Origin of the sequence: Luteococcus sp. H101 (assembly GCF_038433155.1) — a bacterium.
In the GTDB taxonomy this organism is placed as follows: Bacteria; Actinomycetota; Actinomycetes; order Propionibacteriales; family Propionibacteriaceae; genus Luteococcus.
The window spans coordinates 24,751-47,761 of sequence record NZ_JBCDMW010000026.1; the positions used below are offsets into that span (position 1 = coordinate 24,751).

The following is a 23,011-nucleotide window of genomic DNA, read 5'->3' on the forward strand; positions in this document are numbered from 1 at the left end:
GTCACCAGCCGATGGGCGTCACCAGCTGATGGTGATCTCCAGCTCGGACTCCTCGCCGGCCTCCAGCTCCACCTCCAGCGTCACCCGCTTGGGCACCGGCACCACCACCTCCCGGTCCCCGTGGCTCACCCGCAACTGGTTGTGCCGGGACAGGTCGTCGGCAATCTCGCGTAGCCGGGCGGCCGCCTCCTCCCGGGTCATGGTCTGTTCGGTCTCGTTCTCATAGAGTTCGTCACCCATGGCTCCATCCCATCAGACATTCGGGGCATGCGGGGTGTCAGTTTCGCGCGCCACGATGCGATGGCTCACCAACCCTGCGCCTGGTGGCTGAAGCTTCGCGCGCCCAGTGTCGGGATCGCGCGCCCTGCTGTCCTGGCGCGCGAAACTGCCGCCTCGTGGCGTGTCTGTGGTGCGGCGTGTGGGGCTCGAACCCACGACCCAGGGATTATGAGTCCCCTGCTCTGACCGGCTGAGCTAACGCCGCATGAAGAGGCAGCCTATCGCCTCGGGAGCAGCTCCCGGACTCGGTGGTCAGCAGTGGAGGCCCCGGCAACTCAGACGTAGTCCTCGTAGGCCACCAGGTCCAGCACCCCGTTGCCGGACAGGCCGAACAGGATCACCTCGCCGTCGGCCGCGGTCCGGGCGTACTTGATGGCCTCCGCGACGGCGTGGGTGGACTCCGGCGCCGGGATGATCCCCTCGGTGCGGGCAAACTGCAGGCCGGCGGCAAAGGCGTCGTCCTGCTCCACGGCGGTGGCCGCCATCAGGCCCAGGTTGACCGCGTGCGAGACCATCGGGGACATGCCGTGGTAGCGCAGGCCGCCGGAGTGGATGGCGGGCGGCACGAAGTCCGAGCCCAGGGTGTGCATCTTCAGCATCGGGGTCAGCCCGGCCACGTCGCCGTAGTCATAGCGGAACTCGCCCTGGGTGAGCGACGGGCAGGCGGCCGGCTCACAGGCCACGAAGCGGGTGGTGGTGCCCTCGCGCAGGTTCTGCCCGATCAGCGGGAAAGTCAGCCCGGCCAGGTTGGAGCCGCCACCGGCACAGGCGAAGACCACGTCGGCCTGCTTCTCCCCCGCCTGCGTGAGCTGCTCCAGCGCCTCGATCCCGATCACCGTCTGGTGCAGCATCACGTGGTTCAGCACGCTGCCCAGCGCGTAGTGCACGTCGTCGTGCTGCGCCGCCACCTCGACCGCCTCGCTGATCGCCATCCCCAGGCTGCCGGTGGTGTCCGGGTGGTCGGCCAGCATTGTGCGGCCGGCCTCGGTCAGCTCGCTGGGCGACGGGTGGCAGACACTGCCATAGACCTCCATCTGGGCCCGCCGATAGGGCTTGGAGTCATAGGAGGAACGCACCTGCCAGACCTCGCAGGTCATGTCGAACAGCGCGCAGGCCAGGCTCAGCGAGGCGCCCCACTGGCCGGCGCCGGTCTCGGTGGTGAGCTTGGTGATGCCCTCCTGCTTGTTGTACCAGGCCTGGGGAATGGCGGTGTTGGGCTTGTGGGAGCCGGCGGGGCTGACGCCCTCGTACTTGTAGTAGATCCGGGCCCCGGTCCCCAGGGCAGCCTCCAACCGGGTGGCGCGGATCAGCGGCGAGGGGCGCCACTTGGCATAGACCTCCCGCACGGGCTGCGGAATCTCGATCCACCGCTCGGTGGCCGCTTCCTGCTGGATCAGGGCCATCGGGAACAGCGGGGCCAGGTCCTGCGGGGCAAGCGGCTCCCGGGTGGCCGGGTTCAGCGCCGGGGCCATCGGCTCCGGGAAGTCCGCGGCCAGGTTGTACCAGTGGGTGGGAACCGTGCTGGGGACCTGTTCCCCGGTGCCGAGCTGCGCCTCCATCGTGACCTCCTCGTCCGATCCCGGGCGGCCTCTGCCTCCCCGTCGGGCCGAGACTAGCCAAGCCGGGACGCTCAGGAGGCCTTGTCCAGTGCCCGGATCAGCTCCTGCATCCAGGCCGCGATCCCTTCCGGGCCGCCGCACAACACGTCGGCCTGCTCCGCCACGGTGGGCTGCTCCACCGAGGCAGCCACCACGCACACCCCAGTGACGCCCTGCTCGCGCAGCTGCTTGATCCGGGCGAAGGCCGCCAGGTCACCCAGGTCATCGCCCATCATCACCAGCACCGCCGGGTGGAAGCGGGTGACCAGGGCGTCGATCCCGTCGCCCTTGGTGGTGCTGGAGGAACGCAGCTCAATCACATTGCGCCCGGGTTCCACCACCAGGCCGTGCTTCTCGGCGATCTTGGCGACGGGCTGCTCCAGCCAGGCCAGGGCGCCGGACGGATCGCTGGCCCGACGGGTGTGCACCCCGATGGCCCGGCCCTTGTCCTCCAGCACCACGCCGGACAGGTCCACCGGCGCGTCGGGGGCGGCCAGCAGCTCACCCAGTTCCTCCCGGGCCAGGGCGACGCCCTCCGGCACCGGCGGCATGGTCAGCTCGCCGCTGGCGGCGTCCCACTGCTCCTGGGAGTACTGGCCCAGCAGCACCAGCCGGGAGAACCCGTCGTGCTCGTCCAGCCGGCCCAGTTCCCGGGCGGCCGCCACCGGACGGCCGGTGACGATGGCGATCTGCCCCAGCCGTCCGCCCAGGGTGGCGAAGGCCTCCCGGGCGTCGGGATTGATCACGGCATCCTCGGGCCGGGGCACGATTCCGGACAGGGTGCCGTCGAAGTCACTGGCCAGCAGCGTGTTGCCGGGGTCCGCGACGATCGCCGCGATGGCCTGTTCGCCGTCCGGGGTGACCGGGAACCACTCGCCGGGGGCCGGAAAGTCGTCGGGCTGGATCAGGTTGCCGGATACATGGTGCGACATCGAACTCATGGCTCCAGCCTGCCACGAACCCGGCCAATTCCACCCAAAGGGTGGGGGCCGTTGAATTGGTGGAGGGATAGGGTCGAAGCGAACCATCTCAGGGATGTGAGGGAACAGATGAACACCGCAGACTTCGTCGTCGTCGCCAACCGCCTGCCCGTTGACCGCAAGACCGGGCCCGATGGGGAACCCATCTGGCGGACCTCCCCCGGGGGACTGGTCACCGCCCTGGAGCCGGTGATGAAGCGCAAGGGCGGCGCCTGGATCGGGTGGCACGGTGCCCCGGACGAGACCATCGACGGCTTCACCCATGAGGGCTACCAGATTGTCCCGGTGCCACTGAGCACGCACGACGTCGAGGACTTCTACGAGGGCTTCAGCAATGCCACGCTGTGGCCGCTCTACCATGACGTGGTCGCCCCACCGGAATTCCACCGCGAATGGTGGGACTGCTACCGCGAGGTCAACCGGCGCTTCGCGCAGGCCGCCGCCGACGTGGCCGCCCAGGGCGCCACCGTGTGGGTGCAGGACTATCAGCTGCACCTGGTGCCCACCATGCTGCGCGAGCTGCGCCCGGACCTGCGGATCGGCTTCTTCCTGCACATCCCCTTCCCGCCCAAGGAACTCTTCCAGCAGCTGCCCTGGCGCAAGGAGCTGGTGGAGGGCCTCCTGGGCGCCGACCTGATTGGCTTCCAGCTGCCCGGCGGGGCCGCCAACTTCGTCCGGTTGGCCAAGCGCCTGTCCGGGGTGCAGGTGAGCCGGGAGACCATCTCCATGCCCGACGGGCGCACGGTGCTGGCCAAGGCCTACCCCATCTCGATCGACGCCGACGGGTTCAAGGCGCTGGCCGAGGATCCTGACGTGGTGGCCGAGGCCCAGCAGCTGCGCGAGGACCTTGGCAACCCGAAGACCATCCTGCTGGGCGTCGACCGGCTGGACTACACCAAGGGGCTGCGGCAGCGGATCCGGGCCGTCGGGGAGCTCTTCCAGTCCGGCCAGCTGGATCCCGACGAGGTGCGCTTCCTGCAGGTGGCCACCCCGTCGCGGGAGCGGGTGGAGGAATACCGCAAGCTGCGCGACGACATCGACCTGCTGGTGGGCCGGATCAATTCCAAGGTGGGGCCGCTGGGCAGCCCGGCGATCGTCTACCGGCACGACTCCTACCCCCGCACCTCCATGGCGGCCATGTACTCCATTGCCGACATCATGGTGGTCACTCCCCTGCGCGACGGGATGAACCTGGTTGCCAAGGAGTACGTCGCCTGCCATGGCGACAACAACGGCGCCCTGGTGTTGAGCGAGTTCGCCGGCGCGGCGCGGGAGATGAAGCAGGCCTACCAGTGCAATCCGCACGACCTGAACGGGATGAAGCAGACCATCATGCGGGCGGTCAATGACACCCGCGCCAACCGCTCCCGTCGGATCCGGGCGCTGCGCAAGCAGGTCTTCTCCCACCAGATCGACGACTGGGCCAATGACTTCCTGACCGACCTGGCGGGCTGAGACCGCGGGGGCGCTCAGCCCAGCACCAGCAGGACGACCGGCAGCATCACCATCCCCACCAAGATGCTGACGCTGTTCATCAGGGTGCTCAACTGCACGTCACCCCGGATCTGGGCGGTGAAGCCGGGTGTCATGGAGGCCACGGGGGCGAACAGCACCATGGCCACCAGCACCCGGTATTCGCGCGGCACCGGCAGGAACCAGACCGCCGCGGCGCACAGCGCGCAGACCAGGTAGCGCACCCCCAGGTAGCGGCCGGCCTGCCGGAAGCGGTCGCCGTCCAACCCCACCTCCAGCCCCACACCGATCATCAGCATGGCCAGAAAGGTGTTGGCCGCGCCCACAGTGGAGGTGAAGGTGATCACGGCGTCGGGAAGCCGCACGTGCGCCAGGTTGAGCAGCAGCAGGGCGATGTAGACGTCGAAGACCACCGAGCTGAACATTGCCCGCAGGAAGCGGCCCACGGTGGTGCGGCGGCTCTCGTCCGCCAGGCCGGTGCCCCAGGCGTAGCCGATCCCGGCGGCCCCCAGGGCATTGCCGATGTCGAAGATGCTGGCCTGGACCACGGCGGCGGGTCCCATGAATCCGGCCAGGTAGGGCGTCGCGAAGGCGCCCATGTTGAAGCTGGGCAGGTTGATCACCGCGAAGGCCTGCGCCTGGCGGCCCCGGCGGCGCTCCATTGTCAGAGCGGTCACCTGCAGCACCAGGTTGACGGCCAGCCCCAGCCCGGCCAACCCGAGCAGGGGCAGCGGGATCTGGTGCTGGTTGAAGGAGGTGATCAGCGCGCAGGGCAGGGTGATCCGCAGCACGATCTTGGCGAACAGCTCGAAGTCGCTGGCCCGTACCCACCCGAGCCGTTTGATCCAGAAACCGACAGCGATGATCGCCACCAGGGACAGGGCCTTGACCAGGATGTCCATCAGGCGACCACCGCCGGCCTCACCCGGGGGCTCAAGCCCCCTGCTGCGGTTCCCGCAGGTGCCCGCCGTGACGCAGCATCGTCACCTCGAGCTCTTCCAGGTCCTGCTGCCGCACCGCCACCCGGACGGGCCCGCCGTCGTCGTGCAGCTCGACGTGCAGGTTCCGCTCGGTGGCGGTGGACACGGCCGCGCGGGCCTTCTCCACCGACGCGAATTCAAAGAACACCGGTTCAGACATGGGACCAGACTAGGGCGAATACTCTGCCCACGGCGAAATCACCTCACCCCAAAGGATGGAAAAGGCTGTTCTCGGTGGCTCTGGTGACACGGCCGGCCCTACAAAGGAAGCATGAGCAATCCCACGAAGAAGTCCCCCAACCAAGAGTCACCCACCAAGGAACAGGCTCGGCTGGAGGCCCAGCAGCTGGGCGAGACCGGCAAGCAGCAGGCGTCCGAGGTCAAGGACCAGGCCGTCGATGCCACGCGCCAGGTGACCGATCAGGCCAAGCAGCAGGCCGCCGACGTGGCCGGCGAGGCCAAGGACCAGATCCGCGGCCTGCTGGACACCACCGCCGGTGAACTGCGCGGCCGCGCCGGGGAGGGCCAGACTGCCCTGGCTGGCACCGTGCGAGCCCTCAGCGACGAGATGCGACAGCTGACCAGCGAGTCCTCTGCCAGTGGCCCAGTGGCCCAGCTGGCCGGCGACCTGGCTGGCCGGGGGCAGAATCTGGCCGGGTGGCTGGAACACCACGAACCGGATGATGTACTGCGCGAGGTGCGTCGTTTCGCCGCCCGCAAGCCCACCACCTTCCTGGCCCTGGCCGCCGGTGCCGGTCTGCTGGCCGGGCGCCTGGCCCGCGGCACCCGGGAGCTGGCCCAGGAAGACCAGGCTCCCCAGCTGGCCAACACCCAGTACCCGCAGCGCGTGGTGACCCACGAGGCCTACCCGCCGGTGGCGGCCGACCCTGCCCCGGTCAACCCCGCCCTGGCCAACCCGACCGTCACCGATCCCTACCTGGCCGACGGTGGTCTGCGATGAGCACTCCCCTGGCCCAACCGCCCGTCGGCGGCTCCCAGGATGACCGGTCGATCGGCGAGATCGTCGGCGATCTGAGCCAGAACTTCAGCACCCTGGTGCACCAGGAGTTGGAGCTGGCCAAGGCCGAGCTCAAGCAGGATGCCGGCCGCGCCGGCAAGGGCGCGGGCATGCTCGCCGGGGCCGGTATCACTGCCCACTTGGCTCTGCTGTTCGCCTCGCTCGGCCTGTGGTGGACCATTGCCATCCTGATCGGAAATCATGACCACCCCGCGTTGGGTTGGTCCGGGCTGATCCTGGCCGTGCTGTGGGGCGTCATCGCGACGGTCCTCGGCCTGACCGGAAAGAAGTCCCTGCAGGAGGTAAACGGCCTCCCCCAGACCACTGAGACCGCCAAGCAGATTCCCGATGCCCTGAAGGGGCACGAGGAGAGGAACCGATGAGCAATCCCGAGCAGATCCGGCATGACATTGAGCGCACGCGCGCCAACCTGAGCCAGGACGTCAACGCGCTGGCCGACAACGCCAACCCCAAGACCGTGGCCCAGAACCAGGTGGACAAGGCCAAGCAGGAGGTCGCCGGGAAGGTGACCCAGGTCAAGGAGAAGGTCTTCGGCAGCGAGGACGACTTCCGCGACGAGGGGCTGGCCGGCCAGGCCTCCGACGGCCTGCAGCAGGCCCGGGACCGGGCAGCCGGGGCGATGGACCAGGCCCAGCAGAACCTGGCCGGAACCCCCGCCACCGTGAAGCAGCGCACCCGCGGCAACCCGCTGGCCGCCGGCCTGATCGCCTTCGGTCTGGGCGCCCTGGTGGGCGGCATGCTGCCCGCCACCAAGGCCGAGAAGCGCTATGTCGAGCAGGCCAAGGAGCAGGCGGAGCCCCACCTGGAGCAGGCCAAGCAGGTGGCCCAGGACACCGTCCAGTCCCTGCAGGCGCCCGCCCAGGAGGCGGTGCAGTCGGTCAAGGAGACCGCCACCGACGCGGCCCAGACGGTCAAGCAGGAGGCCACCTCCGCCAAGGACGACGTCGCGGCCCAGGCCAAGCAGTCCACCGAGGACGTCAAGGACCAGGCCAAGCAGGCCAAGGATTCCGTGAAGGACCAGGCCCGGGACGACATCCAGAAGTGACCCGCGGACCTGTCCATCTGCTGTGGTGCCCGGCCGGATTCCGGCCGGGCACCATCGCGTCCTCCCCGGGTGAACCTGACAACGTGGCAGGGTGGGAGGCATGACTTCTCGGGGATCGAAGTTCTACATCGTCATGCTCGCCGCCGGACTGACTGGCCTGACCGCATGTTCGGGAGGCACGCCTGCCGGCCAGGAGTCCAGCCCCGGCGGGGCCCAGCCCAGCGGCTCGGCCTCCGCCACGGGAGCCGCCAGCAGCGCGCCCGCTACCTCCGGCACCCCGGTGCCGGCCACCACGCCGTCGGCCAAGGCCACCGCCGCCGTTCTGGCGCCGGCCGCTGCGGTGGCACCGCCCGCCTCCGCGTCGCCGTTGGGCGGTGGCCGGGCCGCGTCGCTGGTGCGGGTGCAGGTGAACAACTGCACCGCCATGGCGCAGGGCACGGGTTTCTTCGTCGCCCCGAACATGGTGCTCACGGCGGGGCACCTGTTCAACAGCGGATCCACCATCAGCGTGCACAGCTCCGCCGGTGTGGTCCGCGGTGAGCTGCTGGGGCGGGACGATGCCACCGACGTCGCACTGGTGCGGCTGCTGCCCACCCGCGACGGCGGCAAGCTGTCCGGGACACCGCTGGGCCTGGCAACCGCCGCTCCCGCCGCCGGCTCCCCGGTGACCATGATCGGCTTGCCCACCGGCCGCGACGCCCATTCCGCCGCCGGTCAGGTCAAGCAGGCCGGGCAGCAGGCCACCATCCTGGGCAAGCCCGTCTCCGGACTGGTCAGCCACACCGCCAATGCCCAGCCCGGCGTTTCCGGCGCTCCCCTGCTGGACGCCTCCGGCACGGTGGTGGCAATGGAGCTGGCCACCACCGCCGACGGCAAGGGCGACCATCACGCGGTCCCGATGGCCACGGTGGCCGCGACCGTGAAGCAGTGGCAGTCCGCCGGCAAGGCGCAGAAGCTGGCGGCCTGCAAGCAGGACGGCCCGCCGTCGATGACCTCCATCCACCCCGATGCGCCGGCCATCAAGACCGCGCTGCACCGCTACCTGGCGGGAATCACGTACGCCACCGACAAGGACGACACCGGGTTGCTGGGCAAGGACGTCGCCTGGCAGGGGCTGTCCGCCCGGCTGCAGCAGACCCACGGCAGCGCAGACAAGTTCCTCGCCACTTTCAAGGGCGCCAAGCCCACCGCCGCCAATGTGGACAATCTGGAGATCACCGACCAGTTCACCGACACGCTGATCTGGACCGTGCAGCTGGAAGGGCCAGGCAAGGCCTGTCAGGTGCGCAAGCAGAAGGTGCTGCTGAGCTCCCAGCCCGGCCGCTGGGTGATTGACCAGGTCAGCGACCTGGAAGCCCCCCGGAAGTGTTGAGCCGGCCCGATGACCATTGAACGGCCCGTCGGCGGGCCACACTTTCGCAAGCCCCGGGGCACTGCGCCCCGCGGCACCCTGCAGTACGAGGCCGCCAGCCTGGCCTGGTTGGGGCAGGTGCCCGACGGGGCGCCCGCGGTGGAGGTGCTGTCCGTCGACGACGACCTGCTGGTGGAGGTGGACCTGCCGGTGGCCGAGCCGACCACCGCAATGGCCGAGGACTTCGGCCGACGGCTGGCCCACACCCACCTGGCGGGTGCCGCCGGCTTCGGCGCGGCCCCCGACGGCTGGCGGGGTGATGGCTTCCTGGCTGGTCTCCCGCTACCCCTGCTGGACCCGCCGCAGACGTCGTGGGGACGCTTCCACGCGGCCGCCAGACTGCGGCCGGTGGTGCGTCAAGCGGTGGATCAGGCCGTGCTGGCGCCAGCCGGCGCCGCGGCGGTGGAGGCCGTGTGCCAGCGCCTGGAGGCCGGGGAGTTCGAGGACGGCCGGGCCGCGGACCGGATCCACGGCGACCTGTGGGCCGGCAATGTGGTCTTCACGCCCGACGGTGGGGTGCTGATCGACGCCGCGGCGCACGGCGGCCATGGGGAGACGGACCTGGCGATGCTGGACCTGTTCGGTGCCCCGCACCTGCCCCGGCTGCGCGCTGCCTGGGCCGAGGTCTACCAGCCGGCCTCCGGCTGGCGTGAGCGGACGGCGCTGCACCAGCTCCATCCGTTGCTGGTGCACGCCGTCCTGTTCGGTGGTGGCTACGGCCACCGCGCCGCCGAGCTGGCCCGTCGCTACGCGTGACGGACCGCCCGGCCGCTGGCCACCGGGGGTTCAGTCCTCGTAGGGGCTGGGGTGACGACGCAGGTTGATGATGGCGGCCACCAGGCCACCCCACACCAGGGCCAGCGAGAGCACCAGCATGACAAGGGCAATCGGGGTCATCGGGATTCCTCCCCGGCCAGTTCGGCCTGGTCGTCGTGGTGCTTGTGGTGGTGGTAGGGCCGGTGCTCCATCCCGTCGAGCCGGGCCGGGCGGAAGTGGTCAACCGAGGTGCGCCACGGCAGCAGGCTCAGCACCACCGACCCGACGATCAGCAGCGCCAGGGTGCCCCAGCCGAAGGCCATGGTGAACCAGCCCGGGTACTTGCCGTAGCCGTTCTGCGCCAGATCCACCAGGGTGAGCACCAGCATCACGGTCAGCATGATCGGGGTGAGGTAGCCGGCGAAGATCCGCCACCACCCACCCAGCGGGGAGGCGGAGTGCTCGCTGAGGTGGTGATGCAGCTCGGGCAGCCGCTTCACCACGAAGGTGATCAGGAAGACGGTCAGCACCGCGGACAGCACGATCCCGATGTTGTTGACGAAGTTGTCCACCACGTCCAGCATGTTCAGGCCATTGGAAGTGCTGTACAGGCCGATGGACAGGGCCGCCGAGAGCAGCCCGACCAGCACCGAGCTGCCGGTGCGGCTCATCCCGAACTTCTCCTGCACCGCGGCGGTGACCACCTGGATCAGGGAGACCAGTGACGTGATGCCGGCCAGGGCCAGCGAGCCGAAGAAGAGCACCCCGAAGAACTGCCCGCCGGGCATCATCGAGATCACCTGCGGGAAGGTCACGAAGCTCAGGATCGGGCCGGTGATGCCCTCCAGCTCGGAGACCTGGATGCCCTGCTTGCCCGCCATGTAGCCCAGGGTGGAGAACACCCCGATGCCGGCCAGGATCTCGAAGGAGGAGTTGGAGAAGGCCACCACGAAGCTGGTGGGGGCCAGGTTCGCCCGTCGAGGCAGGTAGGAGGCGTAGGTGATCATGATGCCGAACATCACCGAGAGGGAGAAGAAGATCTGGGCATAGGCCTGGATCCAGACGTGCGGATCCGCCAGCGCGGACCACTTCGGGGTGAAGAAGGAGTTCAGGCCGTCCACCGCCCCGGGCAGGGTCACGGCGCGCACCACCATCCCGACGAACATCACCACCAGCAGGGGCAGGAAGATCTTGTTCATCCGCTCCAGGCCGCCGGCGACGCCCATGGCCATGATCACCGTGACGAACAGCCAGACCAGTACCAGCGGCCACAACACGCCGGGCACGACGCCGCCGTCGATGTGGGCCTGGCTCTCCGGCAGCAGCCGCAGGAAGTCCTTGACGAAGAAGCCGGCCGGGTCATCTCCCCAGGCCCGGGTGAAGGAGTAGCCCACATAGCGCACGGACCAGGCAACGATCACCGCGTAGTAGGTGATGATGGCAAAGCACAGCCCAACCTGGAACCAGCCCAGCGGCTCGAACCTGGGGTGGATCCGACGGAAGATGGCCGGGGCGGAGCCGCGGTAACGGTGACCCAGCGCCCAGTCGAAGAGCAGATAGACCACGCCGGCGGTGAGCAGCGCCACCAGGTAGGGAATCAGGAAGGCGCCGCCACCATTGGTGTAGGCGACGCCCGGGAAGCGCCAGATGTTGCCCAGGCCAATGGCCGAGCCAACGGCGGCGAGGATGAATCCCATCTGGGACTGCCACTGCTCGCGCGGCGGGTGGGAGGACGGAGAGGACACGTGGGTCTCCTGATGACGGCGACGGACGGACGCCGCATCGTCGCGCGCGGCTTGGACGTCGCACAAGAGACCATCCCATCATTTGGGATGCCTGTCCGGTGGAGGTCAGCCGCGCGGGCTGACGTCCATCACCACCTCGAACTCCAGCAGGTTGGCGCCGCTGGCCACCGGCTTGCCGTGCTCGCCGGCGTGCGCGGCACGGCTGTCGCCGTCACGCCAGGCCTCATAGGAGGCGTCGTCGGCCCATTGGGTGACAACAAAGTAGCGGTTCTCCCCCGCCACCGGGCGCAGCAGCTGGAAGCCCAAAAAGCCGAGCGCCTGGTCCACCACGTGGGCACGCTCGGAGAAGCGTCGTTCCAGTTCGGGGCCGGCCTGCGGCGGGACGTCGATGGCATTGATCTTCACGACTGGCATGACGCCAGACTACCCACCCTTGACCCGCACTGAACAAGTGTTTAGTCTATTGAACGTGAGTTCAAACCCTGCCGACCTCCTGCCCCAGGCACGCATCCGACTGGCGGCCCTGGAGCTGTTCGGCGCCCAGGGCTTCGAGAAGACGACGATCCGCCAGATCGCCACACGTGCCGGCGTCTCCCCCGGCCTCGTGATTCACCATTTCGGCAGCAAGAACCAGCTGCACGAGCACTGCGACGCCTGGGCCCTCGAGACGATCCAGCAGGAGAAGGTGCTGCTGACCATCGGCCCGCAACCGGCCCTGAAGGAGTACCTGGCCGAGCATCCCGAATTGACCCCGATGATGGACTACCTGGTGATGTGCCTTCGGGAAGGCGGTGATACCGCCGACCAGATCTACGACCGCATGACACGGATCACCGAGGAGCTGATCGTCGTCGCCGAGGACAACGGCCTGGTCCGCCTCCCCGAGGACCGGGAGGGCGCCATCGCCTTCCTGGTGGCCAGTTCACTGGGCTTCATGATGATGGGGCGCCAGTTCGCCACCCGGCTCGGAGGCAAGGAACTCTCCGATCCCGCGATCGCTGCGCGCTACGGGCTGGTCGCCGCCGAGATGTTCACCCACGGTCTGTTCACGCAGGCCTACTTCGACGCTCTGAGGAGCGCAAACACCACAGTGGAGACGAACGGTGAAAGCCCCCAATCCCGGCGCTGAGTGCGCCATCGAGACCAGCAACCTGGTCAAGACCTTCGGCCGCACCCGCGCCCTCGACGGCCTCGATCTGGTGGTTCCCACCGGACAGGTGCACGGCTTCCTCGGCCCCAATGGCGCCGGCAAGTCCACCACCATCCGCGTCCTGCTCGGCCTGCTGCGCGCCGACTCCGGCACGGCCCGGTTGCTCGGCGGCGACCCGTGGAACCAGGCCCCGGAGCTGCACCGTCGGCTGGCCTACGTGCCCGGCGACGTGAACCTGTGGCCCAACCTGACCGGCGGGGAAGCCATCGACCTCCTCGGCCGCGCCCGCGGTGGCCTGGACAAGACCAAGCGCGCCGAACTGATCGACGCCTTCGACCTCGATCCCCGCAAGAAGGGCCGCAGCTATTCCAAGGGCAACCGGCAGAAGGTGGCGCTGGTGGCGGCGCTGGCCTCCAACGTCGACCTGCTGCTGCTCGACGAACCCACCAGCGGCCTCGACCCCCTGATGGAACGCGTCTTCACCGAGCACATCCGCGCCGAGCGCACGCAGGGACGCACTGTGCTGCTCAGCTCCCACATCCTCAGCGAGGTGGAGGCGCTGTGCGACCATGTCTCCATCATCAGGGCCGGCCGGATCGTGGAGAGCGGCACGCTCGACGAGCTGCGCCACCTGCACAGCCTGGCCGTGACGGCGGACCTAGAGACCATCCCCGACGGCCTGGACCGGATCGACGGGGTGCATGACCTGCAGGTGGAGGGGAGCAGGATCCGGGCCCACGTCGACGCCGATGCCCTGAATCCACTGCTCGGCCTGCTCAGCCGGCATGGGGTGCGGAACCTCACGTCTACGCCGCCCACCCTTGAGGAGCTCTTCCTGAGCCACTACGAGGCCTCCGACGAGGCGGCCGCGCGATGACGACGCTTGCCGGAACCGGCACCATGCTGCGGCTGACGCTGCGCCGCAACTGGCTCTTCTGGACGCTGTGGATCATTGGCCTGGCCTGCCTGATGCCGCTGACCGCCACCCAGTACGACACGATCATCCCGCCCGGCACCGACCCGCGGTTGACCATCGAGCCGCTGCGCAACAACCCGTCGATGCTGGCCCTGCTGGGCCCGGCCTTCGACGTCTACAGCAAGGCGGGCTTTGTCTTCTGGCGGGTGGGCGGGTTCGCCAGCATGTTTGCCGGGATGATGGGCGGTTTCGCCATCATCCGCGCCACCCGCGGTGAGGAGGAGGAAGGCCGCCTGGAGCTGCTGCGCTCCAGCGCCATCGGACGCCACGCACCGCTGGCCGGCGCCCTGGTGAGCTGCGTACTGGGGTGCCTGGTGCTGGGCATGGTCACGGCCGGCTGGTCGATGGCCGCGCACCTCCCGGCCGCAGGAGCGCTGGCCGCCGGCTCGGCGGTGGCCCTGGAGGGGCTGGTCTTCGTCGGCGTCGGTGCCGTGTGCGCCCAGGTCTTCGAGAATGCCCGCACCGCCCGCTACTGGACGGTGGGGCTGCTGTGGGGCGGGCTGTTCGTGCTGCGGATGATGGTCGACGGCGCGGGCCCGGACGCCAGCTACGCTTGGCTCAACTGGCTGAACCCGCTGGAATGGGGCATGTACCTGCGGCCCTGGTCAGACGAGCGATGGTGGGTGGTGCTGCTGCCGAAGCTGCTCTTCCTGGTCTCCATCCTGACGGCCTTCCGGCTTGAGTCCGCCCGGGACCACCTCGCGGGGCTGCGGCCGGATCGCCCCGGCCGCGGCACGGCGCCGGGCTGGCTGTCCGGCACATGGGGGCTGGCCTGGCGCCTGCAGCGTGGCACCCTGATCGGTTGGAGCGTGGCCCTCGTGCTGTGCTCTGTCGGGATGGGCTCGATCATGAGCCAGATGGACAAGTCGCTGGCCGCGAACCCGCAGATGGGCGAGATGCTGCAGAAGATGGGCGGAAGCAGCAACCTGCAGACCGCCTTCTATGTGGCGATGATCGGGATCATGGGCACGGTGGCGGCGATCATGGCGGGCGTGGTGCTGAACCGGCTGCGCGCCGAGGAGGGGCGCGGCCATGCCGAGATGCTGCTGGCCACCGCCACCAGTCGCTGGAGGTTCGCGGTGAGCCACCTGGCCTTCGCCGTCGCGGTGCCGTGCCTGGCCTACCTGGCGGTGGGCGCGGGTATGCCGTTGGTCCAGGCCGGGCAGACCGGCGACTGGAGCCCGGTGGGCCAGTACCTGCGCACCGCGGCCGGCCTGCTCCCGGGGCTGGTGCTGGTGGTGGGAATCGCCATGATGTTGATCGGCTGGCTGCCGCGCTTCTCCGGCCTGGTCTGGGCCGTGCTGGGCTGGACGATGTTCTGCACCTGGTTCGCGGTGCTGTTCGACCTGCCCGAGTGGCTGCTCAAGCTGCAGCCGTGGGGCTACCTGGCGCACCTGCCGCGCGACCCAATGGACTGGACGGCCTTCGCCGTGGAGACCGCGTTGGCCCTGGCCCTGCTGGGATTGGGTCTGGTGGGCTATCGACGGCGCAACCTCCCGGCGTGACCCTCAGCGCGTCCTGGCCCCTCAGCGGCCGGACTTGAAACCGGCGGTGAGCCGCTCGATCTCGCGTCGGTCCTTCTTGGTGGGCCGGCCCGCGCCCCGATCCCGTCGGGCCACCGGGCCGGCCATCAGGTACTCCGGCTTGGGCGGCGACTGGTCGACGTAGCAGGTGCGGGCCACCGGGGCTCCCACCCGCTTGCTGATGGTCTGGGTCACCTGGTAGCGACGGTCCCAGCCCGGCTCGCGCACCGTCACCACATCCCCCGGCACCACCACGTGCGCCGGCTTCACCGGCGCGTCGTTCAGCCGGATGTGTCCGCCCGCGACGGCCTTGTTGGCGGCCGAGCGGGTCTTGAACAGCCGTACCGACCACAGCCACACGTCGAGTCGAGTCGTCATGCAGGGCAGCCTAACCCGGCCACGACCTGACAGAATGCTCGGCGTGTCCGAACGCATGATCGCCCCCTTTCGCACCCACAACCAGATCGTCTGGGATGGCGAGGTGGTGCGCTGCGCCACCCAGCCCAACCACGCCAATGTGGGTGGCGGCATCCACGGCGGCCTGATCTCCGCCATGCTGGACGCCGTGATGGGCGGCAACGTGATCCTCCAGCTGCCCGCCGACAAGGCCGCGGTCACCTCGTCGATGACCGTCAACTACCTGCGCGCCGGCCGGATCGGCGACACCCTGGTGGCCTCCGCCGTCGTCCGCAAGGTGGGCCGCACCCTGGCCTATGTCGACGGCACCTGCACCAAGGAGGGCGACCCGACCCCGCTGGCCACCGCCAGCGGCGTGTTCGCCATCGTGCGCCGTCCCACCGAGCGGCCCCTGGTGCGCTACTGACCCAGGTTTCGGGCCGTGGGCTGCCCCGTCAGGCCGCCCCGAGCTCCTTCAACACGGCCCGACGAATCAGCTCGGACTCCGAGACCCCCAGCTCCGTCGCCCGGGCCCGCAACCGCGCGGCATCACCGGGAGTGAACCGGACGGCACGTTGCACGCTCGCCCGCTCCTGGGGGTCCTTGGGTGGGCGGCCGCCCAACAACCCATAGCGACGGCTGATCTCCCGCCCCAGCTCTTCTGCCCGTGCCTCGGTGAGCCGCTCCCCCTCGAAATAGATGACCTCCTGATCCAGGTCAACATCACTGACCGTGACCTCAACCAGCTCTCCGCCGAGTCGAATCTTCACTGAATCCTCCTGAACCACCTGGGCATGGCATGCACGATCAACACAGCGTCCGGTCTGATCCGGATACCGATGATCTCCAGTTCGAGTCCCCGATCGTCGACTCCAGCCCACACCAGTTCTGGTTCACCCGAAGGCCGCTCGGCGACTGTGGGCTCCACTTGCTCGAGCACATGGAGCACATGTGCCCGCCCAATGCGGTGTTTCCGGGCACTCTGGGCGAACCTGACATCCACCATGTCACCCCGAATCAGCCTTTTTGTCAATGAAGAACCCCCCAATTCAGAGGTCGCGATCCCGACTGGTTCTTCAGCCCCAGATCGGTTCGTAGTCCCGGTGGTAACCGAAGGGGCGCCCGAAGCCGACGGCATCGGCCCACGCGGTGCTGATCTCATAGGCCTGGTCCGGGTCCGGCTCCTCCCGCAGGCGTCGGTGCAACTCGTGACGGCGCACCACATCGCCGACCAGCCCGCGCTTGCGCACCTCGGCGGTCACCGATTCGAACATTGGCCCCTGCGGGAAGCAGACCGCCAGATCGTGGGCGAACTCCACCAGCTCGGGGCTCTCCAACCCCTCGATCCCGCTCCGGACGATCTTGTTGATCGGAGCCGGCGGATCATCCAGACAGACCGTTGCCCGCCAGTCATAGCCCGGCTCGGCACAGACCTTCGCCAGGGTGGGCATGACCCGGTCCAGCGGACAGTGCCGCTGGCCCGGCGGCAGCAACTTGCGCGCCCGCTGCTCGACGGACTTGATGGTGCGCCCCAGGGCCAGGGCGATCTCCCCGGTGCTGGCGCCCTCGCGCAGCATCCCCAGCAAGGTGTCGTGGTCTTCGTCGGTGTAGGTGAGCCCCATGCGCGGGGCGGTGCTCGTCGTCATGGATCAAGCCTCCGCCGCCCCGAAGCCCGACTCAATGGCTGGGTGTTGTCCGGTTGTTGTCCAAATGTTGTCCGGGCCGATCCCCCAAAACCCTACCCTGACGTTAGGGTAGGGTTGTACCTGTCAGAGCGACACGCATTCGGGGGGACGCGTGAACATCAACCGGGACCAACAGCACGCCGAACAGCCAGACAGCGAGCGCACGCCCGCCCAGAAGTGGTGGGTCGAGCGCTTGGCCCGCCGCTATCCGATCGTCGACGTGATCCGGGAGGACCGCCAGATCAACGCCGGACTGCTGCGCCCCGGCACCCAGACCCTGGTCTTCCACCGGCTGGCCAACTGGCGTCGGGAAAGCAACGCCTCACGAATGGCCGCACCGGCCGGCGTGATCGGCCGGGCGGGGCTGTGGTTCTGCCGCAATTTCTACGGGATAGAGGTCTCTCCCGAGACCACCATCGGCCGACGGGTCCGGCTCTCCCACCAGCACGGCATAGTGATCCACAAGCAGGCGGTGATCGCCGACGAGGTGCTGATCCGGCAGGGGGTGACCATCGGCCTGCGCGGTGACGTGGAGGGGGACCAGGCGGACCACGTTCCCCATATCCTCAAGGGCGCCCAGCTCGGCGCGGGAGCCGTGGTGGTTGGTCCGGTGACGGTCGGCGAGGACTCGGTGGTGGGTGCCAATGCCGTCGTCACCCATGACGTCCCGGCCGGGGGACGCGCCCTCGCCCCGAAGACGCAGATCCTCCCGGCGCAGCAGTCCACTCAGCCGCGGGTCGCCTGAACCGTCGAGGACGCCTCCACGGCACGACGCAACCGGTCCTGCAACTCCTGCCCGGTGGCCAGTCGTTCCCGCAGCTGGTTGATGGCCTCGGCCACCCGGTCGTTGGCCTGGGCCAGCAGTTCCGCCGCCTCGGCGGAATCCGATCCTGTCTCGGTGGCCCGACAGGCGTCGATGATGGGGCGCATCTCCTCCAGGCCAAGACCGGCGAGCTTGAGGCTCATCACCAGGCGCAGCCGCTCCACCGCCTCCCGGTCATAGACCCGGAAGCCACCCACCGTGCGGGAGGTGGGCTGCGCCAGGCCCAGCTCCTCGTAGTGCCGGATGGAGCGCAGGCTCAGGCCGGTCAGGCTCGCCACGTCACCGATGTGCAAGGGGCCATCGGGAATCGGCGCGGACGACGGAATGGTGAGCAAGGACAACCTCCTGACAGGCAATTGCGCCAAGCATAGTGGGCATCTCGCCGGCTGCGACACCCGTCGTCAGCAGCCCTTGCCCAGCCCTTCCCAGGACTTCAACGCCGCATCCCTCTCCGCCCCCGTGAGCAGCTGGGGCAGGCCGTTGGTGACGCGCGCCGGGTTAAAGGTCATCCGCCCCGCGCCCTGCCCCGCGGGAATCGTCACCGTCAGCACGCCGGTGGGCCGCGTCTGGGGGCCGCCGCTGCCGAAGACAAAGTTGCCCATGCCGTATGCGATCGCGGTGTTCCCCTGTGTGGCCGTGGGCTGCAGGATGTGGGCGTGGCTGCCGATCACGACGTCGGCCCCCGCGGCGGCCAAGTCCTTCATGGTCTGCTGCTGGCGCGGCGTGGGGCACTTCACCAGTTCGGTGCCGGAGTGCAGGTAGACCACCACGACGTCATCCGGGCTGGCGGCACGGGCCTTTTTCACCCCGTCGAGCAGCTTGGTGAAACCCTCGTCGTCCTTCACCTTGGCCAGCCCCGGCTTGTTGGGGCCCGCCTTCCAGTCCAGATGCTCGTCCAGCACGTCGGTGGCTCCGAAGACCACCACCTTCCGACCCTTCACCTCGGTGGTCCACGGCGCCCAGGCCTCGGCGTCGTCCTTGCCCAGACCCACCATCGGCACCGGGGACGTGGCCTTGACCGCCAGCATCCGCTTCATCCCCTCGTCGCCAAAGTCCATGGTGTGATTGTTGGCCGCGGTGACCACGTCGACGCCCTCCTTCTTGAGGGAGTCCAGGATTTTGGGGCCGGTGGCAAAGGTGAACGGCTTGGGTTGCGGCTTGAGCCCGGTGCGGTCCTCCGCGACGACGGTTTCCAGGTTCAGCATGGCAAGGTCCGCCTTGGCCAGGATCTTGCCCGTCTCCCCCAGCCCGACGTCATTGATCCGGCCGGCGCTGTTGTGCGCCTGGACGTCGCCCGCGAAGGCCAGCGTGATTTCCGGCGCCTTGCCGGAGCGTTCCCAGACCGTGGGGCCCTGCTGCACCTCGGGCCGGTTCTCGTCGTGGGTCACCAGGTTGGTCACGGCGACACCGCAACTGGTGATGCCAACCAGTGCCAGCACCGCCCCACCGAAGACAATCCTCCGACGCCGGCGATAGACCGGGCTGTTGTCCCACTTCATCGTGACCTCTGCAGCTCTCCCCGGGCCGGACTGCCCGACCCCGGGGTCAGGCTATGGCCTCGCGACGCGGCAGGCACGCTGGCACGCGGCACTTCCTGACGATTTCCCAAAGCGACGACCTCATGGCGGCCAGATACCCCCTGGGGGGATTTCGGATGAGCCGGGTGCACCGGGGCGGATGGGTAGGCTCGTAAGTATGCCGCAGCGACTCGAGGCCTGGTTTGATTCTGGCGCATGGAATCCGATGGCCTGGGATGCCCCCTTCCCGGTGGTGGCGGCCGCCCTGTTCGTGATCGTCCTGCTGCGCGCCGGTCTCACCTACCTGCTGGGAAGACTGGCCGCGGCGGGCGGCCGACACACCCGCGCGGCCCGGGTGATGGAGCGCCCCGGCTTCATGCAGGCGGTGGAGCGGATCAACCAACTGGGCGCCCCGGTGGTGACGCTGTCCTTCCTCACCGTCGGGGTGCAGACCGTGGTCAACTTCTCGGCGGGCTTCCTGCGGATGCCACTGTGGCGCTACCTGCCCGCGTTGGCGGCGGGTGCTGTCATCTGGGCGATGGTCTACGCCTCGGTCGGCTTCGTCGGGCTCGGGGCCTTCGCGCTGGCCTGGCGCCAGCACCCGGCCCTGGCCATCGGGCTGGTGCTGGGCGCCGCGGCGCTGCTGGCCTTCCTGGTCACCCGACGCCGGGGCACCTCCTCGGGCGGCTGACCGCCCCGTCAGCTGTTGCGGCGGGCGATGCTGGCGGTCAGCAGCGTGGCGAAGCTGCACCAGGCCGCGTAGGGCGCCAGTTCGGCACCCTTGCCCTCACTCGCCCGTTCGGCTCGCCGCGCCAGGTCGATGGAGCTGGCCGCGAGCAGCGCGGCATTGGCAGTGGCCAGGCCCAGCCGGTGGGACCTGAAGAAGGTCCAGCTCCAACCCTGGTTCAGCACCAGGTTTGCGACGAAGGCGCGTCGGAAGCCGGTGGCCTCCTGCTGGCGGTCCGATTCGTCGAGCTCCGTCAGGACCCTCCCCGTGGTCGCGGCCAGACCCGAGTACAGGGCGGTCCAGACGAACGGGAACACAACTCCCGGCGGCTGCCAGGCGGGCTTGTCGATCGACTTGTACCAACGCGACCTGGTGTCCGTGGCGACGCTGCCCGAGACCGCACACAGGGCGGTCCCGACGACGGCCATGGCCCACGGGTTGCGGGTGCCGGCAGATGCCAGCTCGCTGAGGGTGGTCATGATGGGCATTCCCTTCGTGCTGTCGTTGCCACTACTTCCGTCGACGATACGCGATCCTCCAGCACCACGGACCCACCCTTCTGGGGCCAAGGGTGACGACGGCTATTGGGGTGTTCTGGCGTCGGTGATGTCGAGTCCGGCGGTTCGGTAGCTGAGGCCCCGTGGGTCGGGAACCGCGCAGAGCAGGGCGGCCAGCGCCAGCACCGGGGCGCCCAGTGCCCAGGGCAAGCCGAGGTAGAGCATCGTGGGCACGGCGGCTTGGACAATGGCCGCACGTAACAGGCAGCGTGGCCGCGATCTACCGGGCCCGTCGGGGCGCAGGTAGACGGTCCGTTGGCCCAGGGATGCTCCGGTGCTAACCAGTGCGGGAACCAAGGCCACGATTAGCGTGCCCGCCCATGCACTGGTGAGGATCGCGCGTTCAAGGGCGAACATCTGGGTCTCGGTCAGCACCCCCTGCCCCCGACGGGCCACCGTGTACCCGACCGATCCGATGGTCCCACCGGCGAGAGCGGCCGTGAGCAGGTACCAGAAGTCCAATGCCATGCCCAGAAGCCGTCGCATGGGGGTGACGGGCCGGGCACTGTCGCGCTGCGCCAACAGGTGTCGCTTCGTTGACAGCAGGCGCGGGGTCAAGGTCTCCAGCCCGATGCCGATCCCTGTGCCGATGGTATTGGTGAACAGGTCGGTGGTGTCGGCATAGCGGTACGGGCACGGGGCCAGGAACCAGTTGCCGGTCATCTGGGTCAGCTCAATCAGGATGGAGGTGCTCAGGCCTGCGGCCAAGACAGTCCGGCGGGGCCATTCCAGGACGCGGCGAACCATCAGCCCGAAAGGAATGAACAGCACCATGTTCATCGCGAACTCCCACACCAGGAAGTCCCCTGCCAATGCGACGGGCCCCTTGTCACGCAGGATGTCCAGCGCGGCTCGGGGGAAGCGCAGTGGGTCCCAGACTGGTTGCGTGGCGCTGGCGACACAGAAATCCCCCGAGAAGTCCGGAAGCGGGAAGATCGTGAAGGCAACCAGCCCCGCGGCGTACACGAACCCCGCGGCGGTCCAGGCGATCCGCAGTGGGTCGAAGCGGCCGAAACGCCGGTACTGCCACACCACCAGCGGCAGGAACATCACCGCCGCCACGGCCAGCCCCACAGCGATCGATGCAACGATCTGAGCCTTCATCGCGCACTCCCGCGCAGCGCAGCATGCGTGGGCATCAGAAGATGAGGCCCTTGATGTACTCGATCACGTCGTGCAGCTCCTGATAGTCGCGCACGGCGGGATCTGCAATGAGCACGTTCCACAACGTCGCCACGCCCGCGAGCAGCGCGAAGACCACCACTGCGGTGATGAGGCCCGCAGTCGCGATGCCCGTGCGGTGCGGACTGCGGCACAGGGCGCGGAAGGCGATGACCGCGCCGGCCCCGGCGATGATCGCCGGAGCGAACCCGATGTACGGGATGAGCAGCAGGAACGGGGCGGCGGCCAGCGCGACGGCGGTGCAGACCAGGGCGATGATCCCACTGATGGTCGCCGAGCGCTGGTCGGTCTGCGGAGCGCCCGTCGGGATGCGCCGAGTAGCGGGCTGTGGCTGGTGGTCGTGGGAGTTGGCCATGACAGGGATGTCCTTTCATGAGGAGGAGTTGAAGGGCGATCGGGCAGGTCAAGCACGGGTGTCGGAGCGGTTCAGGATCCAGGTGGTGACGGCGACGATCAGTACCGTCATCACGAACGTCGCCACAAGGACGAAGCCGACGCTGGACACGCTGAGGTCCGAGGCGTTGAAGGTGGTCTTCTGGCCGGACACGAGGATCGTGCCGAGCTGGGTGGTGTGGGTCAGCAGTCCGTAGGGAATCGCCGTCACCACCGCCAGCTTCAGCTGCAGCAGCACCGTCGAGATGCCCGCCATGACCAGCGCGATCATCACCGGGACGGCGAAGGAGCGCAGGAAGGCCGACAGCGCCGATTGCAGGGCCGCCAGCGGGATGCAGGCCACCATGATCAGCACACTGCCCAGGAAGTACTTGGCGGGCAGCATGCCCGGCAGGCCGAAGGTCTTGCCCACGACGACGACGGTCGCGACGAGCACTGCCTGCATTGCCGCCGACAGCGCGGAAATGGCCGCGATCTTGCCCAGCACCACCTCGGCCGTGGGCACGGGCCGGCTCATCAGCGCGTTCCAGTTGCCGTTCTTGTGCTCGACGCGCCAGACCAGCGAAGCCAGGATCGCGATGACGACCGGCAGGATTGCCATCCCGTAGAAGCCGACCGAGCGGATCCACAGGGTGTGCCATCCGTCTTCGAACGATCCCTGACCGAGGATGGTGCTCACCGAGCCGGAGATGACCATGATGATCGGGACCACGAAGACCACGGACCAGCTCATGGAGTGCTTGAGTTTGAGGAACTCGGAGTAGACGGATCCCATG

Annotated in this window: 29 protein-coding genes and 1 tRNA gene; 12 read left to right on the top strand and 18 right to left on the bottom strand. The window is 68.8% G+C overall.

What is annotated here, in order from left to right:
• Positions 1-18: 18 nt before the first annotated feature.
• The 4 genes from AAEX60_RS11045 to otsB form a co-directional block, all read right to left on the bottom strand.
• Positions 19-240 carry an amphi-Trp domain-containing protein gene (locus tag AAEX60_RS11045; RefSeq protein WP_342103472.1) on the bottom strand — a complete coding sequence of 74 codons (222 nt, stop codon included), beginning with the start codon at positions 238-240 and terminating at the stop codon, positions 19-21.
• A gap of 167 nt (positions 241-407) precedes the next feature.
• Positions 408-484: transfer RNA gene (locus tag AAEX60_RS11050), tRNA-Ile, on the bottom strand.
• 70 nt (positions 485-554) lie between these two features.
• The gene (locus tag AAEX60_RS11055) at positions 555-1,838 is read right to left on the bottom strand and encodes a TrpB-like pyridoxal phosphate-dependent enzyme (RefSeq protein ID WP_342103474.1); all 1,284 of its coding nucleotides are present in this window, start codon (positions 1,836-1,838) and stop codon (positions 555-557) included.
• Positions 1,839-1,909: 71 nt separating this feature from the next.
• The gene (otsB, locus tag AAEX60_RS11060; RefSeq protein ID WP_342103475.1) at positions 1,910-2,818 is read right to left on the bottom strand and encodes a trehalose-phosphatase; all 909 of its coding nucleotides are present in this window, start codon (positions 2,816-2,818) and stop codon (positions 1,910-1,912) included.
• 108 nt (positions 2,819-2,926) lie between these two features.
• On the opposite strand from otsB, the gene AAEX60_RS11065 reads away from it, so the two are divergent.
• Positions 2,927-4,312, top strand: a complete 1,386-nt coding sequence (locus tag AAEX60_RS11065; protein ID WP_342103477.1) for an alpha,alpha-trehalose-phosphate synthase (UDP-forming) — start codon at positions 2,927-2,929, stop codon at positions 4,310-4,312.
• 14 nt (positions 4,313-4,326) lie between these two features.
• Here the strand turns inward: AAEX60_RS11065 and AAEX60_RS11070 are convergent, their stop codons facing one another.
• Together AAEX60_RS11070 and AAEX60_RS11075 are read right to left on the bottom strand one after the other, a co-directional pair.
• Entirely contained in the window at positions 4,327-5,232 is a 906-nt protein-coding gene (locus AAEX60_RS11070) for an AEC family transporter (protein WP_342103478.1), read from the bottom strand.
• Positions 5,233-5,263: 31 nt separating this feature from the next.
• Entirely contained in the window at positions 5,264-5,470 is a 207-nt protein-coding gene (locus AAEX60_RS11075) for a hypothetical protein (protein ID WP_342103479.1), read from the bottom strand.
• A gap of 111 nt (positions 5,471-5,581) precedes the next feature.
• Here AAEX60_RS11075 and AAEX60_RS11080 point away from each other — a divergent pair, with 111 nt between their 5' ends.
• From AAEX60_RS11080 to AAEX60_RS11100, 5 genes are all read left to right on the top strand, one after another.
• The gene (locus AAEX60_RS11080; protein ID WP_342103480.1) at positions 5,582-6,271 is read left to right on the top strand and encodes a hypothetical protein; all 690 of its coding nucleotides are present in this window, start codon (positions 5,582-5,584) and stop codon (positions 6,269-6,271) included.
• On the top strand, positions 6,268-6,711 hold the full coding sequence (locus AAEX60_RS11085; protein ID WP_342103481.1) for a phage holin family protein: 444 nt from the start codon (positions 6,268-6,270) through the stop codon (positions 6,709-6,711). The genes AAEX60_RS11080 and AAEX60_RS11085 overlap by 4 nt, the downstream gene beginning before the upstream one ends.
• Positions 6,708-7,394 carry a DUF3618 domain-containing protein gene (locus AAEX60_RS11090; RefSeq protein ID WP_342103483.1) on the top strand — a complete coding sequence of 229 codons (687 nt, stop codon included), beginning with the start codon at positions 6,708-6,710 and terminating at the stop codon, positions 7,392-7,394. The genes AAEX60_RS11085 and AAEX60_RS11090 overlap by 4 nt, the downstream gene beginning before the upstream one ends.
• A 100-nt stretch (positions 7,395-7,494) precedes the next feature.
• Positions 7,495-8,766, top strand: a complete 1,272-nt coding sequence (locus tag AAEX60_RS11095) for a S1 family peptidase (protein WP_342103485.1) — start codon at positions 7,495-7,497, stop codon at positions 8,764-8,766.
• 9 nt (positions 8,767-8,775) lie between these two features.
• On the top strand, positions 8,776-9,561 hold the full coding sequence (locus AAEX60_RS11100; RefSeq protein ID WP_342103486.1) for a fructosamine kinase family protein: 786 nt from the start codon (positions 8,776-8,778) through the stop codon (positions 9,559-9,561).
• A 30-nt stretch (positions 9,562-9,591) separates the two neighbouring features.
• Here AAEX60_RS11100 and AAEX60_RS11105 read toward each other — a convergent pair whose 3' ends face one another.
• The 3 genes from AAEX60_RS11105 to AAEX60_RS11115 all read right to left on the bottom strand — a co-directional run bounded on the left by AAEX60_RS11105 (position 9,592) and on the right by AAEX60_RS11115 (position 11,720).
• Positions 9,592-9,702, bottom strand: a complete 111-nt coding sequence (locus AAEX60_RS11105) for a methionine/alanine import family NSS transporter small subunit (RefSeq protein WP_342103487.1) — start codon at positions 9,700-9,702, stop codon at positions 9,592-9,594.
• The gene (locus AAEX60_RS11110; protein WP_342103488.1) at positions 9,699-11,306 is read right to left on the bottom strand and encodes a sodium-dependent transporter; all 1,608 of its coding nucleotides are present in this window, start codon (positions 11,304-11,306) and stop codon (positions 9,699-9,701) included. Before AAEX60_RS11110 ends, AAEX60_RS11105 begins: the two co-directional genes overlap by 4 nt.
• A gap of 105 nt (positions 11,307-11,411) precedes the next feature.
• Positions 11,412-11,720 (bottom strand): antibiotic biosynthesis monooxygenase family protein, encoded by a 309-nt coding sequence (locus tag AAEX60_RS11115; protein ID WP_342103490.1) that lies wholly within the window; start codon positions 11,718-11,720, stop codon positions 11,412-11,414.
• Between the two features lie 19 nt (positions 11,721-11,739).
• On the opposite strand from AAEX60_RS11115, the gene AAEX60_RS11120 reads away from it, so the two are divergent.
• Genes AAEX60_RS11120 through AAEX60_RS11130 form a run of 3 tightly spaced genes read left to right on the top strand, consistent with a single transcriptional unit; the run spans position 11,740 to position 14,937 of the window.
• Positions 11,740-12,435 carry a TetR/AcrR family transcriptional regulator gene (locus AAEX60_RS11120; RefSeq protein WP_342103491.1) on the top strand — a complete coding sequence of 232 codons (696 nt, stop codon included), beginning with the start codon at positions 11,740-11,742 and terminating at the stop codon, positions 12,433-12,435.
• A complete protein-coding gene (locus tag AAEX60_RS11125) occupies positions 12,410-13,333 on the top strand; it encodes an ABC transporter ATP-binding protein (RefSeq protein WP_342103492.1) in 924 nt (307 codons plus the stop codon). The genes AAEX60_RS11120 and AAEX60_RS11125 overlap by 26 nt, the downstream gene beginning before the upstream one ends.
• Positions 13,330-14,937 carry an ABC transporter permease gene (locus AAEX60_RS11130; protein WP_342103493.1) on the top strand — a complete coding sequence of 536 codons (1,608 nt, stop codon included), beginning with the start codon at positions 13,330-13,332 and terminating at the stop codon, positions 14,935-14,937. The genes AAEX60_RS11125 and AAEX60_RS11130 overlap by 4 nt, the downstream gene beginning before the upstream one ends.
• A gap of 21 nt (positions 14,938-14,958) precedes the next feature.
• Here the strand turns inward: AAEX60_RS11130 and AAEX60_RS11135 are convergent, their stop codons facing one another.
• Positions 14,959-15,333, bottom strand: coding sequence for an RNA-binding S4 domain-containing protein (locus AAEX60_RS11135; protein WP_342103494.1), 375 nt, complete (start codon positions 15,331-15,333; stop codon positions 14,959-14,961).
• Positions 15,334-15,376: 43 nt separating this feature from the next.
• Here AAEX60_RS11135 and AAEX60_RS11140 point away from each other — a divergent pair, with 43 nt between their 5' ends.
• Positions 15,377-15,778 (top strand): PaaI family thioesterase, encoded by a 402-nt coding sequence (locus AAEX60_RS11140; protein ID WP_342103495.1) that lies wholly within the window; start codon positions 15,377-15,379, stop codon positions 15,776-15,778.
• A gap of 28 nt (positions 15,779-15,806) precedes the next feature.
• Here the strand turns inward: AAEX60_RS11140 and AAEX60_RS11145 are convergent, their stop codons facing one another.
• The gene (locus AAEX60_RS11145; protein WP_342103496.1) at positions 15,807-16,121 is read right to left on the bottom strand and encodes a hypothetical protein; all 315 of its coding nucleotides are present in this window, start codon (positions 16,119-16,121) and stop codon (positions 15,807-15,809) included.
• Positions 16,122-16,427: 306 nt separating this feature from the next.
• A complete protein-coding gene (locus AAEX60_RS11150; protein WP_342103498.1) occupies positions 16,428-16,997 on the bottom strand; it encodes a hypothetical protein in 570 nt (189 codons plus the stop codon).
• A gap of 151 nt (positions 16,998-17,148) precedes the next feature.
• Between AAEX60_RS11150 and AAEX60_RS11155 the strand changes: the two genes are divergently transcribed.
• Positions 17,149-17,781 carry a serine O-acetyltransferase gene (locus AAEX60_RS11155; protein ID WP_342103499.1) on the top strand — a complete coding sequence of 211 codons (633 nt, stop codon included), beginning with the start codon at positions 17,149-17,151 and terminating at the stop codon, positions 17,779-17,781.
• Here the strand turns inward: AAEX60_RS11155 and AAEX60_RS11160 are convergent.
• Positions 17,763-18,194, bottom strand: coding sequence for a helix-turn-helix domain-containing protein (locus AAEX60_RS11160; RefSeq protein ID WP_342103501.1), 432 nt, complete (start codon positions 18,192-18,194; stop codon positions 17,763-17,765). The two genes, AAEX60_RS11155 and AAEX60_RS11160, sit on opposite strands and share 19 nt — an antisense overlap.
• Positions 18,195-18,260: 66 nt before the next feature.
• Positions 18,261-19,358, bottom strand: a complete 1,098-nt coding sequence (locus AAEX60_RS11165) for a CapA family protein (RefSeq protein WP_342103503.1) — start codon at positions 19,356-19,358, stop codon at positions 18,261-18,263.
• Between the two features lie 196 nt (positions 19,359-19,554).
• On the opposite strand from AAEX60_RS11165, the gene AAEX60_RS11170 reads away from it, so the two are divergent.
• Entirely contained in the window at positions 19,555-20,067 is a 513-nt protein-coding gene (locus AAEX60_RS11170) for a DedA family protein (RefSeq protein WP_342103505.1), read from the top strand.
• 8 nt (positions 20,068-20,075) lie between these two features.
• Here the strand turns inward: AAEX60_RS11170 and AAEX60_RS11175 are convergent, their stop codons facing one another.
• The 4 genes from AAEX60_RS11175 to AAEX60_RS11190 form a co-directional block, all read right to left on the bottom strand.
• Complete coding sequence (locus AAEX60_RS11175; protein ID WP_342103507.1) at positions 20,076-20,582, bottom strand: TspO/MBR family protein; 507 nt, start codon at positions 20,580-20,582, stop codon at positions 20,076-20,078.
• 102 nt (positions 20,583-20,684) lie between these two features.
• Positions 20,685-21,764, bottom strand: a complete 1,080-nt coding sequence (locus tag AAEX60_RS11180) for a VanZ family protein (RefSeq protein WP_342103509.1) — start codon at positions 21,762-21,764, stop codon at positions 20,685-20,687.
• 34 nt (positions 21,765-21,798) lie between these two features.
• On the bottom strand, positions 21,799-22,197 hold the full coding sequence (locus AAEX60_RS11185; protein WP_342103511.1) for a hypothetical protein: 399 nt from the start codon (positions 22,195-22,197) through the stop codon (positions 21,799-21,801).
• Between the two features lie 48 nt (positions 22,198-22,245).
• Positions 22,246-23,010, bottom strand: coding sequence for an ABC transporter permease (locus AAEX60_RS11190; protein WP_342103513.1), 765 nt, complete (start codon positions 23,008-23,010; stop codon positions 22,246-22,248).
• Position 23,011: the final 1 nt, after the last annotated feature.

Excerpts from the sequence above, each read along its gene's own strand:
- AAEX60_RS11105 (WP_342103487.1), bottom strand. The coding sequence starts at position 9,702 with ATGACCCCGATTGCCCTTGTCATGCTGGTGCTCTCGCTGGCCCTGGTG.
- AAEX60_RS11090 (WP_342103483.1), top strand. The coding sequence starts at position 6,708 with ATGAGCAATCCCGAGCAGATCCGGCATGACATTGAGCGCACGCGCGCC.
- AAEX60_RS11095 (WP_342103485.1), top strand. The coding sequence starts at position 7,495 with ATGACTTCTCGGGGATCGAAGTTCTACATCGTCATGCTCGCCGCCGGA.
- AAEX60_RS11055 (WP_342103474.1), bottom strand. The coding sequence starts at position 1,838 with ATGGAGGCGCAGCTCGGCACCGGGGAACAGGTCCCCAGCACGGTTCCC.
- AAEX60_RS11115 (WP_342103490.1), bottom strand. The coding sequence starts at position 11,720 with ATGCCAGTCGTGAAGATCAATGCCATCGACGTCCCGCCGCAGGCCGGC.
- AAEX60_RS11135 (WP_342103494.1), bottom strand. The coding sequence starts at position 15,333 with ATGACGACTCGACTCGACGTGTGGCTGTGGTCGGTACGGCTGTTCAAG.
- AAEX60_RS11170 (WP_342103505.1), top strand. The coding sequence starts at position 19,555 with ATGCCGCAGCGACTCGAGGCCTGGTTTGATTCTGGCGCATGGAATCCG.
- AAEX60_RS11185 (WP_342103511.1), bottom strand. The coding sequence starts at position 22,197 with ATGGCCAACTCCCACGACCACCAGCCACAGCCCGCTACTCGGCGCATC.
- AAEX60_RS11080 (WP_342103480.1), top strand. The coding sequence starts at position 5,582 with ATGAGCAATCCCACGAAGAAGTCCCCCAACCAAGAGTCACCCACCAAG.
- otsB (WP_342103475.1), bottom strand. The coding sequence starts at position 2,818 with ATGAGTTCGATGTCGCACCATGTATCCGGCAACCTGATCCAGCCCGAC.
- AAEX60_RS11190 (WP_342103513.1), bottom strand. The coding sequence starts at position 23,010 with ATGGGATCCGTCTACTCCGAGTTCCTCAAACTCAAGCACTCCATGAGC.
- AAEX60_RS11075 (WP_342103479.1), bottom strand. The coding sequence starts at position 5,470 with ATGTCTGAACCGGTGTTCTTTGAATTCGCGTCGGTGGAGAAGGCCCGC.
- AAEX60_RS11165 (WP_342103503.1), bottom strand. The coding sequence starts at position 19,358 with ATGAAGTGGGACAACAGCCCGGTCTATCGCCGGCGTCGGAGGATTGTC.
- AAEX60_RS11100 (WP_342103486.1), top strand. The coding sequence starts at position 8,776 with ATGACCATTGAACGGCCCGTCGGCGGGCCACACTTTCGCAAGCCCCGG.
- AAEX60_RS11065 (WP_342103477.1), top strand. The coding sequence starts at position 2,927 with ATGAACACCGCAGACTTCGTCGTCGTCGCCAACCGCCTGCCCGTTGAC.
- AAEX60_RS11130 (WP_342103493.1), top strand. The coding sequence starts at position 13,330 with ATGACGACGCTTGCCGGAACCGGCACCATGCTGCGGCTGACGCTGCGC.
- AAEX60_RS11045 (WP_342103472.1), bottom strand. The coding sequence starts at position 240 with ATGGGTGACGAACTCTATGAGAACGAGACCGAACAGACCATGACCCGG.
- AAEX60_RS11180 (WP_342103509.1), bottom strand. The coding sequence starts at position 21,764 with ATGAAGGCTCAGATCGTTGCATCGATCGCTGTGGGGCTGGCCGTGGCG.
- AAEX60_RS11150 (WP_342103498.1), bottom strand. The coding sequence starts at position 16,997 with ATGACGACGAGCACCGCCCCGCGCATGGGGCTCACCTACACCGACGAA.
- AAEX60_RS11085 (WP_342103481.1), top strand. The coding sequence starts at position 6,268 with ATGAGCACTCCCCTGGCCCAACCGCCCGTCGGCGGCTCCCAGGATGAC.
- AAEX60_RS11070 (WP_342103478.1), bottom strand. The coding sequence starts at position 5,232 with ATGGACATCCTGGTCAAGGCCCTGTCCCTGGTGGCGATCATCGCTGTC.
- AAEX60_RS11175 (WP_342103507.1), bottom strand. The coding sequence starts at position 20,582 with ATGACCACCCTCAGCGAGCTGGCATCTGCCGGCACCCGCAACCCGTGG.